Here is an 18,868-nt window from a genome sequence, read left to right on the forward strand (position 1 = left end):
ATCAGCGAGCGCTGCGGAATGCAGTTACGGCCGCTTTCGACGTGTTCGCCGCTTTGTTGGCCGGACGGTCGCCCGCTGTTTCAGACGGTGCTTGACCTGCCGGTGCCGGTGTTGGCAGCGCGACATCTTTCGCCGATTTCGCGTCACGCGGAATCGGCGGACCGCCGGCTTCACCGTAGCCCGGGCGCACGACCAGCCGCGCCGTAAAATGCATCGAGCCGGTTTGGTCGGCGCTGTCGGCTTCGAGCTTGCTGAGTTCGGTTTTCAGGAACAAATCGCTTTGCCCCAAAGCGAGCACGTATTGTTGCAAGGCGGCCGAATTCGTCGTGACGCCCGAGAGAACCAATAGTCGCGGGCGGCCTTCGTTGTCGTGGCGAAGCGTTTCAAGATCGCGCTGCGCGGCCTGCCGGGATTCACTTGCTTTCTTCTCCGCGTCGGTCTGCGGCTTCGCAGCGGCGATCGCCGGCGGCCGCTCGCCTTGAAATAGCCGAATTTCCTGAAGCGTGATGCAATCCGGCAGCGGCTCAAGGGCCGCCGCAAGCACTTGCGTCGTCGGCCAAGGATGACGTAGATAGGTCAAAAGATCGGCTTCATGGGTGGCCAATTGCAACTGCCGCTTCAGCTCCGCCTGCCGTGCCACGAGGGCCTGGGCACGATCATATTGCAGGCCGGTGCGAGCCAACTCCGCGACGGCCTGCCGCCGGAGCATGTGTTGATAAATGCCGCTAAACCCGATCAGCGCGACGAAAATCCCGCCGGCCAGCAGGCGCCAAACATTCGCCTTGCGATGCACCGTCATCTGGCGGTACGACGCCGGAAGGAAGTCGATGTCGGACATGGCGGCTAGGGTCAGGGGCTAGGGTCAGGGGCTACGAAGTTAGAATGACGAATGTCTAATGCCGAATGTCTAAACAATGACGAATGCCCAAATGACGAAATATCGATGCGCGTGCAGTGGATGGACGCCAATTGGGTCCGTCGTGCTTCGTCATTTGGGATTCGTCAGTCATTCGTCTTCGTGCTTCGTCATTCGACATTGCATCGCTCAGGAAGTTTCAAGGCTACGTAGCGCTAGGCCGGTGGCTACGTCCCACATACTTTTGCGGCCGGCTTGGTGGGTGAATTCGTAAGTTCGAAGCGGATCGCCCAGTTCGCATTTCAGGTCGAATCGCGGGGCGATCAGGTCCACGAGCGCTTGCGTCGCTTCGCCGCCGCTGAAAACGGCGCGGGCCAACGGCTGACCGCGAAACGTCACGCTGTGGTATCGCGCACAGAGCGATAGCTCGTTCGCCAATCGATCGACCACCGGCCGCACGGCTTCGGCAACGCTGCGTGTGATTTCTGGATCTTGCTGATCGACGCGGCGATCGCCGTTGTGTCGCCGCAAGGCCGATGCTTCGGACAGCGTCATGTCCAAATGCCGGGCGACCGATTCATCCATTTGCCGGCCGCCCGCATCGATGTACTTGATAAACAGCGCGTCGGAGCCCTTGGCAATTACGACAATCGTGCCGGAGGCTCCGATATGCGCAAACAGGGCCCGCTGCTGATGATCTTCGTCGCGGCGAAATTGCTTGGCATAGCAGCGCAGCAGAGCCGTCGGCTCGACGTCGATCGCCACCGGCGACAAGCCGGCTTCCACCACGACGCCGAGCAGTTGCTGGACCATCGGTTTATGGCAGGCGAGCAGGATAACTTCTCGGCGAGTCGTTTCGCCCTGCCGCACGTCGGCGGCTTCGAGAAAACGGATTTCCGCCTCGTTGATGGGAAACGGCAGCCGGCCGGCCGCCTCCTGCTGCACCAACCGCTCCGTTTCCCCGCCCGGCACTTTTGCAATGCGCACGTTTTGCACGAACAACTCCGGCGCGCCCAAGCAAATCACCACGTCGCGGCCGCGGAAATTTCGCCCTTCCCGCGCCCTGCGCAGCGCGGCGCCGAAAGTATGCCACGGATGGGCCGCACCGTCACCGGCCGGCGCCTCTTCGACCGGAAGTTCCCAGCGCACCGCATCGACCACCCGGGTTTGATCCGCGCTGAACTGAATCAGCTTGATGCTGCGGCTGCCTAGGTCGACGCCGATCGGGCCGAATCGTTTGCGTTTTAGTTTGGCAATCATGGTTGTGGACCGTTTTAAGAACCGCTGGTCGTGCCGACCGTCGGCGCCGATGCTTGGATCGAGCCGATCGTGGTCAATCCCGTGGCGGGATTGATCGTCACCGACAGATAGCGCGCGGTCGAACCAGTTCCGGCAACGAGCCAGATAACCGTCGATGGCGTTTGCGTCGTCGAGCCTAGCGGTCCGAATTGCACGCTCGCGGCTTCGACCGGCGAAGGATTCAATTCCTGCACGTCGTAGAGCGACACCGGCACGCCGACGTGCGGCAATTGTCCCAATCGCACGACGAATTGGCTCGCGGAATCTTGTGACGCGTGAAACGGATTCGGCGGCAGTGTCGTTAGCGCCGGGTTGCTGCCGCTGTATTCGAGAGTGTATTGGTTGTCGACAAGATCGAAGAGAAATTGGTAGGTATCGTTGTTGAGCACCGCCAGGCTGCGACCGTAGGCCAAATCGCCGGCGACCACCTCGGCCGCCGAGGAGAGTTGCACCGTGATCGACGGTGCGGCGCTTGGCAGTGCAACTGCCGCGATAATGCTCAGCAGCGTGACCACGATTAGAAGTTCGAGCAGCGAGAATCCACTGCGATGTCGTGGTCGGCCGGTCATGGTTGGGCGATTATTCTTTTTTGTCCAACGACACGAGCACCTTCATGTTGCCGGAATGCAACAGTTCATTCTGCTCGTGCAATTGGGCGTTGATCTCTTTGAGCTGTGCGATGATTTCGTTGCGCTGCTCGACCGCATTGGCAAACGGCGGCGCAGCTTCTTGCGTCAGCCCGGTTTTCGGCTGATACAAGCCTAGCACGCCCAAAACGACCAGATTGACCAGCAAGAGAGCAAAAAAAGAGAGTTTGGTTCGGTTCATGGGTAGGAGGCTAGGGTTAGGGATAGGGGGCAATGCAGGGTGAGGGTAAGGGTGAGGGTGAGGGAGGGAGAACGAAGTCTAAGGCGATTGCGCGTCTCTGATGCCTGGCCTGTCCTCGTTGTCCCCTGCTCTCACACATTTTCGGTCCACGAGATTAGCGTCCAGCGGAGACCGCCGTCGGCGGGGTTGATCACGAAAACCGGCCCAGCCGTCAGGTCCTGCCATTGGTATGTGAGTACAGTCGTATTGGGCATTACGGTCAAGGTCGGAATTGGATTCAGGCCGATGCCAGAAAGCCAAACGGGAAAATAGGCGATTCGCGGCGGCGTCGCGAGGCCCAACTGGTTTTGAAACAAGGCGTAGTAGATTCCCCAAATGAACGATGATTGATTCCACTCGTTCCGTGTGCTGATGCTGAACGTATTTGCCAGCACTGGTCCGACCACGGAAACCACATTCGCCTGCGGCCCTGCAAGGATCGAAAAACCGCCGCCAGATAGCACCGCTCCGTTGAACGTGGCGACCGCCGACGAATTGCACGAAACTCCAGCAGCACTCACCACCGCCGGCAATTGAATAGGCGTGCTGCTGCCGTCAAGCGCAGGCAGGCTTACGGGAGTGATCGTCGTGCCCGAGCCGCCGATGGTCAGGCTGCTGCCGCAAATCAAGGTGCCGTTGACGGTCAGGTTGCTGCCGGTCGAGAGGGAGCTTGAACTGAAATAGATACCCAGTGGATTCCGCACCATATCGGGCCCGAGCGTCGTACTGCTAGCACCCGATGGCACGGCGCCGACGGTGTACACCGGTCCGCCGGGATAAATCTGATACGTCGTGAGATTCGTGGGCAGCGGAATGCTCGGCGATGTGCCGATTGCCACGTTCGTGGTCGAAAGGCCAAGCCAGCCGAGCGTCGAGATCGTCTGGCCCGACTGCCAGCCGGTCGGCAAGGAGATTTTTCCGGTGAACGGCCGATCGTCGCCCGCTCCGGCAAGCCGCATCGAATTCAGGTCGGTGAAAAATCGTTGCGAAGCGGCGGAACTCCATGCATAGTCCGCCCCCAACGAAAGGGCGCCTTGCAAAAATACCGGTCCGGTCACTTGGCATGGTGGATCGAGCGAATCCGTGCCGCTCTTCGTTTGATAGAATGAATATTGCACCATCGTCGACCAATTCGTCGGCTGGGTGCCGAGTTGCCGAGGAGACAGCGCCACGACGGCCCGCACCCGGTAGCTCGTGGTTTGCGATTGTTGCAACAGCGAACTGGTTGAATAACCCGTCGATAAAACGGTGACGCGATATGGTTGTCGCGAGTCTTGCGTCGTGAGATTGGGATCGCCGGCGGTGAAGGTGACACTGTAGCTATCGGTGCTGCTAAGCGCGCCGGTGAACGTGCTATTCACTCCGCTCCAGCCCGATTGGCTCATTCGTTGCAAGCCGGCTGCCAAGCCGGAGAGCGCTGCCTCGCGAGCTTCGTTTCGCAGGTTTCCATTTCCCTGGATCAACACATTCAAGCCTTGCGACCGCAACAGTGCATACGCCATGGCCAGCGCGATGGAGATCAGCCCCAATACCAGCGCGATGGCTACGCCGCGTCGCCGTCGCGAGCGCCGCCGCCGTGTGATCGGCTCCGTCCGTAGTGTGCCACTGGCTTTGCCAGTGCTTGCCCGCCGTGTGCCACTGGCTTTGCCAGTGCCTGCAGCGCGGAAGACGTCAACTCGCGGGGCATCCTCGCTAACGCTTCGGGCTCGTGTGGTGGACCGTGTGCCGCCGGCTTCGCCATTGCCGGTAGCCGGCTCACGGTCGCGTTCGAAATATGGTGTCATGGGGCGAAGCATTAGGGCAGCGAATAGTTGAAGCAGGCGGAGCCAAGAAACGGGATCGGCGTGGCCGAGGCCGAGTTTTGTCCCGACCACGCGACGCCGGGCATCAACTGGATTTCGCTTCGCAGCCACACTTGCGTGCGTCCCTCGGCCGCGCTGCAAATCCCTTGGGGCCATGTAAGATTTGCCCATGTCGTCGTGCCGGCCAGGTACGAATTCCAGCTCGTCGCCGATGGACTGAGCGTCTCGATAAACCATACGGCCGGCCGCGTTGTCGAGGCGCTGTTGCCGGAATCGGCGACCGACACGACATTCAGTAGATTCGTCAGCACAACTTTGTTCGCCGACGAACTCGTCTTCAGGCTGTTGACCAGCGTCGTCAAGGATGCGGAATTGGTTGTCGGCACGGCGGTCGTATTGCCGGGCACGGTAAGCTGCACAAGGTCATTCGGAGCGTTGGGGTCGGGGCAAAAAATCACCAACTCTTGCACCAACGGCGGCCCCGACGGATTGGCTGGAGTGCCGTTCGGCTGCCAGACAATAAGTGTGTTTGGATACGTCCACTGGCCATCGGTGTCTTGCGTGACCCAGACGCCTGGATAAATCGATTTGCCGTAAGCTTGATGAACGGTGGTTTGAATGCGGTCGAGCGCGGCCCGGGCATGTTGCGTGGCGATACCGTAGCCTTGTGAATAGTCGTTCGCAAACTCGACGCTACTGACCATCGCCTGCAGGGCGACCGCGATCATCGCCATGATCATCAGCGCAAATAGCAATTCGACAATGGTCATGCCGCCGCGGTTCGGAGATCGAAAGCTGCCGCAGCCAATACATAAATCTGAAGGGTTAGGCTCGGCCGCGAAATAACTTCCGCATTTCAAACCCCTCACCCCGCCCTCTCCCGCAAGGGGAGGATGGTCTGTGTAAAAGTTATTTTTCGGCCGAGCGTTAGCGAGGGGGCGCCGCGAGTTCGCGCTATTCCCGTCACAGGCAACAGCAGAGCCACTGGCACGCGGGTCGCCACATGACCCCGAAGCATAAGCAACGCTCTTTTGCGGTGCACCCTCGCTTAGGCTTCGGGCTAGTTTGGGCTGTCGCGGCATGGTCTTATGAACTTGGAACATAGGCAAAAACCTGACGCAAGTTGGCCAGCGGATGCAACGTGCCCGTCGTGTCTCGCAGCGAGACATGCACCTCGACCGCCCGGTAGTTGCTCGTTTGCCCTAAGGTAAGTTGCGTCGAAAGATTGCTCGCGCTGACGTAATACACCGATGCCGTGACCTGCCAGTTCGCGAAATACGAAGCGATTTGCATACTCGGATTTCGGGTCCCGCCTTGGCCGTTGTCGTTTCCCAACGGGATCCCCCAAGGATCGAGCGGCGGCAAATTGCTGATCCCGTTGTAGTCCGCGAGATTCGTATATTGCGATCGGCCCGGGCCGGCCGATTCAGCCGTGTTCGGCGCCAGCGGACTGTCGTACGGACTCGACGGCACGCGGGCATACTCCTGCCCCGCGATTTCATCCATCAGTTGCTGCGCCATGCCAGTGGCAATCGTTTGCTCGATGGCGAACGTTGTGTTTTGCAGCGCCGAATTGACGCCGGTCAGAAGCGCGACCCCGGCAACGGCCGCAATCGTGACCGCCGTCATTGCTTCGATGAACGTGAAGCCGCGCCGCGCCGCGCTTCGATGATTCCACTGCCGATTGGTCCGAGTGCTTCGCCCGCGCAAGGATCGGCGGCGACTTGTTTGAGACCGCAAATGGTGGCGTGAAAGCAACATGGCCGGCAATCGCATCGTCCGGCGAAGGAAGGTAGTTGAAAACGATAGGGAGAAGGCGCGAAATAAAACTGGCGCGGCAGGGTCCCCTCATGTCCGATTCGTCCCCGGCCGCGCCCAGTACCCCGCGCCTCTCCCCAAAGCGCAAGGACAATGAAACGATAGGCCGGAGTTGGAGACCGTCAAATTCTTTCGCATGAAAGCGATCCGAATATAACGGGATTGAGGCGAATGCCGATTGTTCCGCCGGCGATGGCGCCGCCGAATCACTGCCAGTCGAGGCCGATATCGAGCGCAATAGCCGAGTGCGTTAATGCGCCGACGCTGATTCGCTCGACGCCGGTGCGGGCGATTTCGGCGATCGTCGTAAGCGTGATTCCGCCGGAGGCTTCGAGCTCCACACCTTGGGCCGATTCGTCCCGAATCGCCACCGCTTGACGCAACACCGCAGGCGGCATGTTGTCGAGCAGGACGATATCTGGTCCCGCGGAAAGGACTTCTCGCAATTGATCGAGCGTGTCGACCTCGATCTCCACGATCATCGAACCGCCCGGCTTCGCGGCGGCGACCTTGATGCGTTCGCGCACGCGGCGAACGGCCGCAGCCGGCGTGAGATTCGAGCCGGCCGCCGCGGCCACGGCAAGGTGATTGTCTTTGATGAGGATCGCGTCGAAGAGGCCCAAGCGATGGTTCCACCCTCCGCCCCGCCGCACCGCATATTTTTCAAGCCGCCGCCAGCCGGGCGTTGTCTTGCGTGTGTCGTAGATTCGCACCGGCGCCGGCGCGACGGCATCGACGAAGCGCCGCGTCAGCGTAGCGATCCCCGACAGCCGGCCCAGCAGATTCAGCAGCGTGCGCTCCACGCTGAGCAGGCTGCGCACCGGCCCGGCAATCGTTGCCAAAACCGAGCCGGCTTCGATCGCCGATCCGTCAGCCGATTCTGGCCGCCACTGGATGCGCGGATCGAATTGCGCGACCGCCATTTTTCCAGCCGGCAATCCGGCCACGACGCCCGCCTGCCGAGCTACGACTGCCGCCCGGCCGGTTGCGGTGGCGTCGACCAACGCGTCGGTCGTGAGATCGCCCGCGCTTTGCAAATCCTCATCGAATGCCGATTGGAGGATGCGCCGGCATTCGGCTTCGAGCGCGGTGTCCCATTCAATCTGCGCGAACTCCTTGGACATGGCGAAATCGACTTGCCTTCAGGAAACTAAGACTTCGCCGTCGCCGAGCGCGGCTCGACCCGTCGAAACGGGACCCAAAATCCGACAAACGCGCCGCCAGCGATCATCAGCATCGTGACGGGGCGCAAATGATGAATATGGCCGGCGAAATAGCTAAAACTATTGTCGACGCTGAAGGGCTCGAACTTCCATTCGGTATACAGCCCAAGCGCGAGCGCTGCGATGCAGCAGATAATCGCCGGAATGATCGACTTCGATTTGCCAATCCCCGCTCCCAAACCGAGCAGTCCGCCGGGCAATGCAAGCGCATAGAACCCCTGCTGAGCCATCCAGAAAAATCCGAAATAGCCAATGATCCCACCCGCGAGGGCGCCGCCGAACAGCATCGCCGAATTCTTCATCGCTGTGCCTCCGCCTCTGCCGCCCCTAATCCCTCACCCTAACCCCTAGCGCCTAACCCTATTTCTTGGGCCCCCCCGGATTGCCCTTTGTCGTCGTTTTGATCCGGGCCAAGTACATGTGCACGGTGATGTAGAGCGTCGAGCCGTCGTCGCCCCAATTGCAATTTGACGTTCGCTCTCCGGTGTCGACGACGCCCAAGTGCGTGCCGTCGGGGCTGAACACATGCAATCCGCCGGGCCCGGTGGCGAACAGATTGCCATCACGATCGGCTTTCATGCCGTCGGGCAAGCCCGGCTGATTCTGCTTGACCCAAGGCGTGGTGTCGAAAAACACGCGCCCCTTGCCGAGGGTGCCGTCGGCTTCGACCGGATAGGCCATCCACACCGGATTGTTCGGATCGCTGTTGGCGACGTACAGCGTTTTTTCGTCGGGGGAAAAGCAAAGACCGTTGGGCCGGGCCAATTCCTTGGTCATCACTTCCAGCTTCCCGTCGGCCGAGAGCCGAAACAGGCCGCAAAAATCCAGTTCGCGCGCCGGATCGTCCCAGTTTTTCTCGAGCCCATAGGGCGGGTCCGTGAAATAAAGATCGCCGTTGGACTTGTAAATCAAGTCGTTCGGACTGTTGAGCCGCTTGCCGCGGTAGCGGTCGGCCAAGACGGTTTGCGTGCCGTCTTTTTCTAATCGCGCGATGCGCCGGGCGCCGTGTTGGCACATCACGATGCGGCCTTGTGCGTCGGTGATGAGCGCGTTGGAGCCGGTTTCGCCGCCGCGCGGCTTCTCTTTCATTTCGAAATAGCCCGACGGCTCGAGAAACACGCTGAGTTTGTCCGCATGCCATTTCATGATCCGATTGCGCGGAATATCGGAGAACAACAGATATCCGCCGTCGCGAATCCAGACTGGTCCTTCGCTCCACACGAAGCCTTCGGCAAGTTTTTCTAACTTGGCATCCTTGGGAATGAGCCGGTCGAAACGCGAATCGAAGCCGCGTATCTGTCCGAACGTCGGATGCTCGTGCAGCGCATGCGGCTCGGCCTGCGGCGGCGGTTCGTCGGCTTGAACCGCGGTGGGCAAAATAACCGCGGCACACGCGGCGAGCGAGAGCCCCAGTGCCCAAAACAATGGCCGAATCAATTCAACGTTCGCCATGAAAATTCTCCGAATGGATTTCGACGGGCCGCCTGTTTTGCACGTGCCAACAGTATAACCAAAAACGCTGTCAACGCTCGCTTTCGATCGCGGCGAGTGCAAGATCCATCCCGTCGATCTTTCGCATCCTTGCTGCGCGGACCAAGCCCGGCGAGCGATGTCAAGACGAGCCGGCGCGAAATTATTGCGGGTTGCCAGTGCTCAAAAAAAAATCACCCTTTGTCGCTTGGCCGGTTTGGCATAAAATCAACCGGCAGTGGTGAACAGTTTTTGCTCTTCTGTCTCCGCTCGTCCGCAAGAAGGAATCCTACGCCGTGTTGTCCGTTCGACCGAAGGTTGCCGAGTTGTTGTTTCATGTTTATGGACGCGCGTTGCACCCCGAGCTTTTCGAGGTCCATTCCTCACGCTCCGTCGAGCGCGGCGGCTATCAGGCGACGATCAATATCACGAGCGCCGGTCACGTCGTCGCTTGGCGCTACCAAGGCATCACGCTCACGGAAGTGGCCGCCAGCGCCCAGCATCCGCTGCCGCAAAAGCGCCGGCTGCTCTCCTATCTGCTGAAGGGGGAGCGCAACGATCGCGTCGAATGCCGCGGCGGCGTGCGCTACCAGATGAGCTTCCAACTCGAGACCGTCGATCCCCAACTTTTCTGGACGTTTCAACAGGAACTAGCTCTCGACGGAAAGCACCAGGGCATGCTCCACCGCTTCGATTCCAGTGGCCGAATGGCGCTGGGCGCGCTGAGCTACATCAACGTGGAAACGCGCAACCGCAGCTTGCTAGTGCAAGCGTTTCACACTTTCCCCGACGACTACGCGATCGTCAAAAGCCAGTCGCTATTCGAGTTGCCATAACGCGAAGCGACGTATCGATCCCGCCTGAAAGGCCGATTCTGCCAGCCCAGGCCGGAGCCGCCCAAGCGGCGGAGGCCTGGCGCAACCGCCCCGCACGACGCGTCGGCCCGACAGGGCCGTTCAATGCGATGCGAATCGTGAAACGACCCCTTCAGCTCCGCCGCTCGCGCGGCTCCGCCCCGGGTTGGTGGAATGAGCCCGTCAGGCTCAGATTTGTCGATTCGCTATCGCCGGGCGGTCATCGCCGCGCGATTGATTTCGCGCCCGCGAGCTCGAGTGTGGCCCACAGACTGGGATCTTCCTGGTAGGGGAAATCGGCGGCGGCGCAAAAGGTTTGCGTTCCCAATTCACGATCGACGATGGCCGACATGAAACCGAGCCGCGGGTGCTCGGCCGGGTCGAAGCCGGTCAGCGCGGCTGCGGCGATGTGGGCTTCGAGCTCGTAGCCGTCAGCGAGCTTTCGGCTCCGCGTGCCCAGCATGCCCGGCCGCACCGGACGAGCTTGTTCCCGGGCTCGATTGATGAGCATCTGCGCCGCCACGGGATCGGCCAGCCGATTGCCGCTGCCGCTCGGCAGAAACACGAAATAGTGGCAGAAACGGCCAGCGCGATGGATGTTGTGGGTGTCGCGCGTGTCGATCCAGAGATGCAGGCCATCGCTTTCGTCGACTCGATTCTCGCGGCACCAGGGAAGCTGCCGCTTTCCGACGACGCGCACCCAAAACGTCAGCCCGGCTTCGCTCCATCCACAGCGCAGATCGTGTCCCTCCGGCCCGCCATCGAGCGACGCGAAGCTCGGCAGCCGAAACGTCTCGCCCAAATTCGCTCCCGCCTCGCTCCATGCCTCCGCCTGGTAACGGCATGGCACGCTATAGCGAAAGAGAAAACTCGCGGGCAGTAACGGATCGGGCATCGGAGAAAGGACGAGGGTGAGGGGGGAGAAGAGTCGAGGAGCTACGAGACGGCTTGTTTTAGGCGCGGGGATTTTTCGAAGATCGATTGTTTCGACGACTGGGCATTGGCCATCGTGGCGGCGGCGTGATCGGCTAGGAAGGCCCGCATGTCGCCGTCACCCAGATCGTCGATCGAGTGGAAGGAAAAATGGATGCGGTCGAAATGCGGCGACGTGGTATCGAGATTGCGATCGCTGCCCAATTCGGTCAATTGGCCCAAAGCGAAGCGATTCTTCGGGCCGGTGAGTTGCAGGTACACGGCGTCGGTTCGCTTCGTGTGGATCGTTGCCCAGGGCTCGCTTTGGCCGCGAACGAGCAAGTGCACGATCTGCTGATTGTTCCACAGGAACTGCGCTCCCTCGGCCGCTTCCGCCAGCATCTCGCACAGGCCTTCGAGAAGGTCGAGGTCCCATTGCACTTTCTTGCCAGGCGGAAATCCCTTGCGAGCGAAATGCCATTTCTGCCCAAGCACCTTCCACGGCATCACATCTTCCGGCCGCTGCTGCACGCGCTGCGTAAATCGTTGGAATCCGGCGACGGCCTGTTCGAGGAATTGCCAGAATTCCGGCCGATCGATCTCCTCGAGCGAATGCACGTGCAACTGCACTTCCTGCCACGGCCCACGCAGGCTCTTGCATTGCACGCGCGGCTCGTTGCCATAGACGGGCAATTCCGCGAGTTGATTCAGCGGCTTGAGCCATAGCCGGGCTACTAGATCGTCGCGCTGGAACGTGTTGCGGGCCACGCGGAACTTCAGCTTCAGCAGCCATTGCTCGAGCGTAATCGCGTGGAAGAACCAACCGTCGGATTTCTTAGGCGCACTGATTTCGACGACGCTACGATTCTTCCAATCGGTCGGACTGAACTCGCCTAATTCATGAATGCGGTCGACGACGCGGGCGAGGATTTGTCCGTCCCAACGACATGGCTGGCCATTACGGCTGATGCAATCTTGCGTATGCCAGCGGCGGCCATCCGCTTCCCAGGGCATTTTGGCATCGCGGCCGACTTCGGCAATATCGATATCGCTTGGCCGCTTCGCGGTTGCCGCGGCGAAATCGTGCGGCACTCGTTCGACATAGGGCCCGGCGGCGAGCACCGCCGCCAGCGCTTCGCCGGTGTGCGACCGCAAAAGTGGGGGCGAGGGGCGAGGGGCGAGGGGCGAGGATACGACGCTCTGCCGTCGCCCCTCGCCCCTCGCCCCTACTTCCTCGCCCCTTTCAACGCTGTCAGGCTGGAAAGCCTGACCTCCATTCGCCCCTCGCCCCTCGTCCCTCGCCCCTAGTGCGATCTGCTCCGGCGTGCCGGTCGCGACGACATAGCCGCCCCCTTCGCCGGCCTCGGGGCCCATGTCGATGATCCAATCGGCCGTTTTGATCACGTCGAGATTGTGTTCGATCACCACGACCGTGTTGCCCAAGTCGACAAGCCGATTGAGAACGTCCAACAACTTGGCCAAATCGTCGAAATGCAGGCCGGTCGTCGGTTCGTCGAGGAGAAAGAGCGTTTGGCCGGTGTCGGGCCGGGCCAATTCGGCGGCCAGTTTGACGCGCTGTGCCTCGCCGCCCGAGAGCGTCGGAGCCGGTTGGCCGAGTGTCAGGTATTCCAGGCCGACATCGCACAGCGTTTGCAAAATGCGGCGGATTTTCGGAATGTCTTCGAATAGCCGCACGGCCCGGCCGCAGGGCATGTCGAGCACGTCGGCGATCGATTGATTGTGGAACCGCACGGCCAGCGTTTCGGGATTGTAGCGGCGGCCGCGGCACACGTCGCACTCGACCCAGACGTCGGGCAAGAAGTGCATTTCGATTCGCTTCTGGCCGTTTCCCTCGCAGGCTTCGCAACGCCCGCCGGGAGCGTTGAAGCTAAACCGCCGCGGTTGATAGCCGCGCACCTTGGCGTCGGGGAGCTGGGCAAACAGGGTGCGGATCAGGTCGAAGGCGCCGGTGTAGGTGGCCGGATTCGAGGTCGGCGAATTGCCGAGCGGATGCTGATCGACGCGGATCACTTTATTGATCCGCTGCAATCCGCGGATTTCGTCGTGAGCGGCGGGGATCACGCGGGCCCGATGAAATTTCTGGGCCAGCGAGCGATACAGCACATCTTCGATCAGCGAACTTTTCCCACTGCCGCTGACACCCGAAATCGCCGTCAGCGTGCCGAGCGGAATGCGCGCGGTGACATTCCGCAAGTTGTTGTGCCGCGCGCCGACGATTTCGAGCCATCCGCCGCCGGGCGGTTCCGTCAACGGCGGCTGTGCGCCGCGCGCAACACTGCCGGCGCGTTTTCCCTCGCCGGTCGACTTCGAAGCTCGTTTGCGGTTTCGCGAGTCGATCAAGCTCGGTCCAGCCCACGCCATGCGGCGATTGCTCGGGATGGGAATATTCTTCTTGCCCGAAAGATACGGTCCGGTCACCGAACCTTTGAGCTTGGCGACCTGGGCCGGCGTGCCGCGGGCGACGATCTGACCGCCGAACTCACCGGCGCCGGGACCGAAATCAAGAAGCTGATCCGCCGCACGGACCACTTCCCGATCGTGTTCGACGATCAGCAGCGTGTTGCCCAAATCGCGAAGTTTTTCCAACGCGGTGAGCAGCCGGCGATTGTCGCGCGGGTGCAAACCGATCGTCGGTTCGTCGAGCACGTAGAGCACTCCGCACAGTCCGCTGCCGACCTGACTGGCCAGCCGGATCCGCTGCGCTTCGCCGCCCGAAAGCGTCGGGGCCGGTCGGGCGAGTGTGAGATATTCCAGTCCGACATCGACGAGAAACTGCACGCGAGTTTGCACCTCGCGAATCAATTCGCCGGCGATCTTCTTTTCTTCGCTCGTCCATTGCCAACCGGCCAGCTCATCGACAAGCCGGGCAAGCGAAAGGCGACCGATCTGGCCAATCGTGAGATTCTTGAGCCGCACGGCGGCCGCGTCGTCGCGCAGCCGAGTGCCGTCGCAAGTCGAGCATTCCACTTCATCGATCAGCGGATCGAGCTTGCCGCGCATGGCGGGCGACAATCGGCCGGCCTCCTCGAGCGCCGGATAGAGCCCTTTGTATTGAAAGCGGAACCAGAGCGACGCGTTCTTGCCATCGGCCTTTGTGGCCGCGTTCTTCTTGCTCGACCGTCGAGCGGGTTCATTCGCCGGCGCCGGCTGTGGCACCTCGATCCATTCATCGCCGCAACCGTAGAGGATCACACGCCGCTGCCGGGCCGTAAGTTGCTCGAACGGCACGTCGGCGGGCACCCCGGTGTGAGCCGAGAGCGCGGCCAACATCGCGGCGAACACTGGCGGCGCGCCGCCGGGGACTGGCTCATTTTGCGCGCCGCCGGGTCCCCCTTCGCGCGGGCTCTTCGCCGCCGCCACTTCGGGCCAGAGCCGGATCGCGCCTTCCGCGAGCGTCAGTTTCGGGTCGTGGATCAATGCGGCCGGATTCGCGCCGGTTTGCACGCCCAAGCCTTCGCAGGTCGGGCACCAGCCGAGCGAGCTGTTGAACGAGAAATTGTGCGGCGTCAGCCTTTCGAAGCTCCGCCCGCAACGGTCGCATGCAAAGTGCTGGCTGTGCACCTCGGTTCGCCAGCGCGGCTCGGCAGCAGTGTCCGACACATAGGCAACGTGCATCACGCCGCGGCCCATGGCCAACGCCGATTCGACGCTGCCGGCGATCCGCGAACGAGCGTCGGGGCGCACCGTGATTCGATCGATCACGACTTCGACCAAATGCTTGCGGCGGCGATCGATCGTCGGCGGCTCGTCGACGTTATACGTCTTCCCATCGATGCGCATGCGCGGATAGCCGGCGGCGCGGATCTCGTCCCACAGCGTTTCGTATTCCTGGCCGACGTGAATTTCGAGCGGCGCCATCAGATAGAGCCGTGTTGCCTCGGGCTCGGACATCAGTTTGTCGATCACTTCGTCGGCCGATTGGGTGCCGATCGGGATGTCGCACGCGGGGCAATAGGGTTGGCCGAGCCGGGCCATGAGCACGCGCAGATAATCGTAAATCTCGGTCACGGTGCCGACGGTGGATCGCGGCGTGTGCCCCATGTGTTTTTGTTCGATAGCGATGGCGGGCGACAGGCCATCAATGAATTCGAGCTTCGGCTTTTGCATCTGGCCGACAAACTGCCGGGCATAGGAACTGAGGCTTTCGACATAGCGGCGCTGCCCCTCGGCGTAGATCGTGTCCATCGCCAGCGAACTCTTGCCGGAACCGCTCAGACCGCAGCAGACGGTCATCTTGTCGCGCGGGATATCGGCATCGATGCCTTTGAGGTTGTGCTGCGCGGCGCCGCGGACGCGGATGCCGCGGCTTGGGCCGTTGTTGCCGCCGGCCTTCTTGCGCTGGGCTCTTGCGGCTGCATTGGCCTTTTGCGTTTCGCGCTGCAATTTCGGATCGAGATACGCCGCGAGCGCTTGGCCGGTCTGCGATTCGGGCATGGCGGCCAGCGATTCGGGTGTGCCGGCGCCGACGATCCGGCCGCCGCCGGAGCCCCCCTCCGGCCCGAGATCAATCAGCCAATCGGCAGTTTTGATCACGTCGAGATTATGCTCGACCACGAGGACGGTGTTGCCGGCATCGACGAAATCGTGCAGCACCTTCAGAAGCATGCGGATGTCGGCGAAGTGCAAGCCTGTGGTCGGCTCGTCGAGCAGATACAATGTTCGCCCGGTGCTCTTTTTCACCAGCTCGCGAGCCAGCTTGATCCGCTGCGCCTCGCCGCCGGATAGCGTCGGCGAGGGTTGGCCGAGCTTGAGGTAATCGAGGCCCACGTCGTGCAGTGTTTGCAGCTTGTGCCGCACGTCGGGAATGTTTTCGAAATGCTCGAGCGCTTGCTGGATGTCCATCTCGAGCACTTCGGCAATGTTCTTGCCTTTGAATCGCACTTGCAACGTTTCGCGGCTGAAGCGGTGTCCCTCGCACACCGGACAAGTAACCCACACGTCGGCGAGAAAATCCATTTCCAGCCGGTTCGAGCCATTACCTTCGCACGCCTCGCACCGCCCGCCGCCGCCGCTGACATTGAAACTGAATCGGCCCGGTTTGTATCCACGGGTTTTCGATTCCGGCAGCCGGGCGAATAGGTCGCGAATGTCGTCGAACACCTTTATATAGGTGGCCGGATTCGACCGCGGCGTGCGGCCGATCGGCGACTGATCGATGGCGATGAGCTTATCAAGATGCTCGAGGCCTTCCAGCCGGTCGAATGCCCCAGGCGCACCGACACCGCCGTTCAAATCCCTGCGCAGGGCTTCGACCAAAATATCACTGACCAGCGAACTCTTTCCGGAGCCCGACACCCCGGTGACACACACGAACGCCCCGAGCGGGATTTCCACATCGACCGAGCGGAGGTTGTTGTGCCGGGCGCCGAGAATCCGCAGCGTGGGTGTTGAAAAATTCGAAACGAAGGACGTTGGGGCGGCGGCCGGTGCCGCAACTTGCGGATCCGCCGTGCCCTGATTCTTTGTACGATTGCGGTCATTTTTATCGGCATCGTCGGCGGTGAGCCGTGCTCGCCGCCGCCGCGACACCTCCGCTTGCCGAGCGGTCCAATCCACCACTTCCCATGCCGCGCCGCCTATCTCCGTACTCGCCCCTCGCCCCTCGCCGCTCGCCCCTTCCCTTGCTAGCGCTGCGGGCTCCGCCGGCCGCACGGCAATAATGCGGCGCTCGCCCGGCACTTCGATCTTCAGTTTGCCGGAGAGATATTGTCCGGTAACGCTCCGAGGCGAACGGGCGATCGCCGTCGCATTGCCTTGCGCCACCAAGTGTCCACCGCGGACGCCCGGGCCGGGGCCGAAATCGACGATGGTGTCGGCGGCCCGCATCGTGTCTTCGTCGTGCTCGACCACCAGCACGGTGTTGCCCTTGTCGCGCAGTTGCGTCAGCGTGTCGAGAAGTTTTTGGTTGTCGCGCGGGTGCAGGCCGATCGACGGTTCGTCGAGAATGTAGAGCACGCCGACCAGCCCGCAGCCGATTTGCCCGGCGAGCCGGATGCGTTGCGATTCGCCGCCGGAGAGCGTGGGGGCGGTGCGATCGAGCGTGAGATATTCGAGGCCGACGTTGACGAGAAACCCGAGCCGGCCGCGGATTTCCTTTACCAGTTCGGCGGCGATGGTTTGTCCGATCGGGTCGAGTTTCAAGGCGCCGAAAAATTCCGCGGCATCGGCCACCGAAAGACTGCACACTTCGGGCAGCGTGCGCTCCGGCCGGTCTGCGAACTTCGTCTGCGCCGACGTGAGCGTTACCGAGCGGGCCTGTGGGTTCAGCCGGGCTCCGCCGCAAGCGCCGCAGCGCACGACGCTCATGTATTTTTCCAATTGCCGGCGCTGGATGCGGCTCTTCGACGAGCGATAACGCGAGAGCAATTGCGGCAAGATGCCTTCGAAATGGCCGCCGTACTTTTGGCCATGCGAGCCGCCGCGCCAGGTGAACGTGATGTGCTGCTCGCCGGTGCCCCAGAGCCAGAGATTCTGCAATTCGGCGGGCAGGCCGTGCCAGGGGGTTTCCAACATCGTGCCGCGCGGCAGGCCATGCAGCCGTTCGATCGTATCGGCGACGCCTTGATAGATGTGCCGCCGCCAGCGCCCCATTTCTTTCCATGGGCCCATCAACTCGAAGCAGCCTTCCTTGAAGGTTCGCTTCGGCTCGGGGATCAGCCGCGCGACATCGAAGCCGTAAATTTCGCCGAGGCCGTCGCACGTCGTGCACATCCCCTGCGGACTGTTGAAGCTGAACAATTGCGGGCTAGGGCTTTCAAAACTCAGGCCGCAGTGCGTGCAGGCGTAGTGGGCCGAGAGCACGATGTCGCCCTCACCGCGGGCGGCGACGCGTTTGATGGCTTTCGCCGGGCCGTCCTCTTCATCGGGTTCATTTTTATTATCTTCGTCGACGAGCACAGCATCGTCCGCCGCACCACCATCGCGCTCGGCAGCCTCATCGCTTGCGGTTTCGCGCGTCGCAACAATCAAGCTCCCTTCGCCGAGCCGCAGCGCTAACTCGACGGCCTCGGCCAGCCGCGGCCGAACGCCGCTCGACGCCGTCAGACGATCGACGACCACTTCGATATAGTGCCGCATCTGCCGATCGAGCCGCAGGTCTTCGGCGAGCTGCACGACGCGGCCATCGACTCTTGCCCGCGAAAAACCCTGTTTGATCAAATCGACGAACAGATCGCGGTGCTCTCCCTTTTGCGCCCGTACGAGCGGGGCCAGCACGAGAAACTGCGTCCCGTCCGGCAGCGACAGGATCCGTTCGATGATCTGCTCGCGGCTTTGGGCCGTGATCGGGCGATTGCACTTCGGGCAATGCCCCTGGCCGGTGCGGGCGTAGAGGACGCGCAGATAGTCGTAGATTTCGGTGACCGTGCCGACCGTCGAGCGCGGGTTTTGCCCCGACGATTTCTGCGAGATCGAGATTGACGGGCTGAGCCCCGAGATGTGATCGACATCGGGCTTGGCCATTTGGCCCAAAAACTGGCGGGCGAATGTCGAAAGGCTTTCGACGTAGCGCCGCTGCCCTTCGGCATACAACGTATCGAAGGCCAGCGAACTCTTGCCCGACCCGCTCACCCCGGTGAGGCAGACGAGCTTGTTTCGCGGGAGAACCAGATCGACGTCCCGCAAATTGTGTTCGCGGGCGCCCTTGACGACAATATCCGAAGCGGGCATGCGCTCGCGTGAAATCCTTTGGTGAATCGGGATAGCAAGAACGACGCATCCGTCGCGGTCGAGAAGTATTGTAGGGGA

13 protein-coding genes are annotated in these 18,868 nt (G+C 61.7%); 1 reads left to right on the forward strand and 12 read right to left on the reverse strand.

The genetic code is table 11. From position 1 onward, the window contains the following. Position 1 precedes the first annotated feature (1 nt). The 10 genes from VHX65_01965 to VHX65_02010 all read right to left on the reverse strand — a co-directional run bounded on the left by VHX65_01965 (position 2) and on the right by VHX65_02010 (position 9,317). Positions 2 to 838 carry a hypothetical protein gene (locus VHX65_01965; protein HEX3997292.1) on the reverse strand — a complete coding sequence of 279 codons (837 nt, stop codon included), beginning with the start codon at positions 836 to 838 and terminating at the stop codon, positions 2 to 4. 207 nt (positions 839 to 1,045) lie between these two features. After that, entirely contained in the window at positions 1,046 to 2,116 is a 1,071-nt protein-coding gene (gene pilM / locus VHX65_01970; protein HEX3997293.1) for a pilus assembly protein PilM, read from the reverse strand. A gap of 14 nt (positions 2,117 to 2,130) precedes the next feature. After that, positions 2,131 to 2,724 carry a prepilin-type N-terminal cleavage/methylation domain-containing protein gene (locus tag VHX65_01975; protein ID HEX3997294.1) on the reverse strand — a complete coding sequence of 198 codons (594 nt, stop codon included), beginning with the start codon at positions 2,722 to 2,724 and terminating at the stop codon, positions 2,131 to 2,133. Between the two features lie 10 nt (positions 2,725 to 2,734). Next, on the reverse strand, positions 2,735 to 2,983 hold the full coding sequence (locus VHX65_01980) for a hypothetical protein (GenBank protein ID HEX3997295.1): 249 nt from the start codon (positions 2,981 to 2,983) through the stop codon (positions 2,735 to 2,737). Positions 2,984 to 3,114: 131 nt separating this feature from the next. Beyond that, positions 3,115 to 4,551: a hypothetical protein gene (locus VHX65_01985; protein HEX3997296.1), complete on the reverse strand. Its 1,437-nt coding sequence runs from the start codon at positions 4,549 to 4,551 to the stop codon at positions 3,115 to 3,117. A 266-nt stretch (positions 4,552 to 4,817) separates the two neighbouring features. Beyond that, a complete protein-coding gene (locus VHX65_01990; GenBank protein ID HEX3997297.1) occupies positions 4,818 to 5,594 on the reverse strand; it encodes a hypothetical protein in 777 nt (258 codons plus the stop codon). Positions 5,595 to 5,910: 316 nt separating this feature from the next. Beyond that, positions 5,911 to 6,453, reverse strand: a complete 543-nt coding sequence (locus VHX65_01995; protein HEX3997298.1) for a hypothetical protein — start codon at positions 6,451 to 6,453, stop codon at positions 5,911 to 5,913. A 395-nt stretch (positions 6,454 to 6,848) separates the two neighbouring features. Then, positions 6,849 to 7,766 (reverse strand): carboxylating nicotinate-nucleotide diphosphorylase, encoded by a 918-nt coding sequence (nadC, locus tag VHX65_02000; protein HEX3997299.1) that lies wholly within the window; start codon positions 7,764 to 7,766, stop codon positions 6,849 to 6,851. A gap of 26 nt (positions 7,767 to 7,792) precedes the next feature. Further along, complete coding sequence (locus VHX65_02005; protein ID HEX3997300.1) at positions 7,793 to 8,167, reverse strand: hypothetical protein; 375 nt, start codon at positions 8,165 to 8,167, stop codon at positions 7,793 to 7,795. A 58-nt stretch (positions 8,168 to 8,225) separates the two neighbouring features. Beyond that, positions 8,226 to 9,317 (reverse strand): SMP-30/gluconolactonase/LRE family protein, encoded by a 1,092-nt coding sequence (locus VHX65_02010; protein HEX3997301.1) that lies wholly within the window; start codon positions 9,315 to 9,317, stop codon positions 8,226 to 8,228. Positions 9,318 to 9,631: 314 nt separating this feature from the next. On the opposite strand from VHX65_02010, the gene VHX65_02015 reads away from it, so the two are divergent. Continuing rightward, entirely contained in the window at positions 9,632 to 10,171 is a 540-nt protein-coding gene (locus VHX65_02015; protein ID HEX3997302.1) for a DUF2617 family protein, read from the forward strand. 238 nt (positions 10,172 to 10,409) lie between these two features. Here VHX65_02015 and VHX65_02020 read toward each other — a convergent pair whose 3' ends face one another. Both VHX65_02020 and uvrA read right to left on the reverse strand, forming a co-directional pair. Further along, positions 10,410 to 11,084, reverse strand: a complete 675-nt coding sequence (locus tag VHX65_02020; GenBank protein ID HEX3997303.1) for a hypothetical protein — start codon at positions 11,082 to 11,084, stop codon at positions 10,410 to 10,412. Positions 11,085 to 11,125: 41 nt separating this feature from the next. Further along, positions 11,126 to 18,790 carry an excinuclease ABC subunit UvrA gene (gene uvrA, locus VHX65_02025; protein HEX3997304.1) on the reverse strand — a complete coding sequence of 2,555 codons (7,665 nt, stop codon included), beginning with the start codon at positions 18,788 to 18,790 and terminating at the stop codon, positions 11,126 to 11,128. Positions 18,791 to 18,868 lie beyond the last annotated feature (78 nt).

Source organism: Pirellulales bacterium, from assembly GCA_036267355.1.
GTDB lineage: Bacteria > Planctomycetota > Planctomycetia > Pirellulales > DATAWG01 > DATAWG01.

Bases quoted from the DNA above. Each gene is read 5' to 3' on its own strand.
- VHX65_01965 (HEX3997292.1), bottom strand. From the start codon at position 838: ATGTCCGACATCGACTTCCTTCCGGCGTCGTACCGCCAGATGACGGTG.
- pilM (HEX3997293.1), bottom strand. From the start codon at position 2,116: ATGATTGCCAAACTAAAACGCAAACGATTCGGCCCGATCGGCGTCGAC.
- VHX65_01975 (HEX3997294.1), bottom strand. From the start codon at position 2,724: ATGACCGGCCGACCACGACATCGCAGTGGATTCTCGCTGCTCGAACTT.
- VHX65_01980 (HEX3997295.1), bottom strand. From the start codon at position 2,983: ATGAACCGAACCAAACTCTCTTTTTTTGCTCTCTTGCTGGTCAATCTG.
- VHX65_01990 (HEX3997297.1), bottom strand. From the start codon at position 5,594: ATGACCATTGTCGAATTGCTATTTGCGCTGATGATCATGGCGATGATC.
- VHX65_01995 (HEX3997298.1), bottom strand. From the start codon at position 6,453: ATGACGGCGGTCACGATTGCGGCCGTTGCCGGGGTCGCGCTTCTGACC.
- nadC (HEX3997299.1), bottom strand. From the start codon at position 7,766: ATGTCCAAGGAGTTCGCGCAGATTGAATGGGACACCGCGCTCGAAGCC.
- VHX65_02005 (HEX3997300.1), bottom strand. From the start codon at position 8,167: ATGAAGAATTCGGCGATGCTGTTCGGCGGCGCCCTCGCGGGTGGGATC.
- VHX65_02010 (HEX3997301.1), bottom strand. From the start codon at position 9,317: ATGGCGAACGTTGAATTGATTCGGCCATTGTTTTGGGCACTGGGGCTC.
- VHX65_02020 (HEX3997303.1), bottom strand. From the start codon at position 11,084: ATGCCCGATCCGTTACTGCCCGCGAGTTTTCTCTTTCGCTATAGCGTG.
- uvrA (HEX3997304.1), bottom strand. From the start codon at position 18,790: ATGCCCGCTTCGGATATTGTCGTCAAGGGCGCCCGCGAACACAATTTG.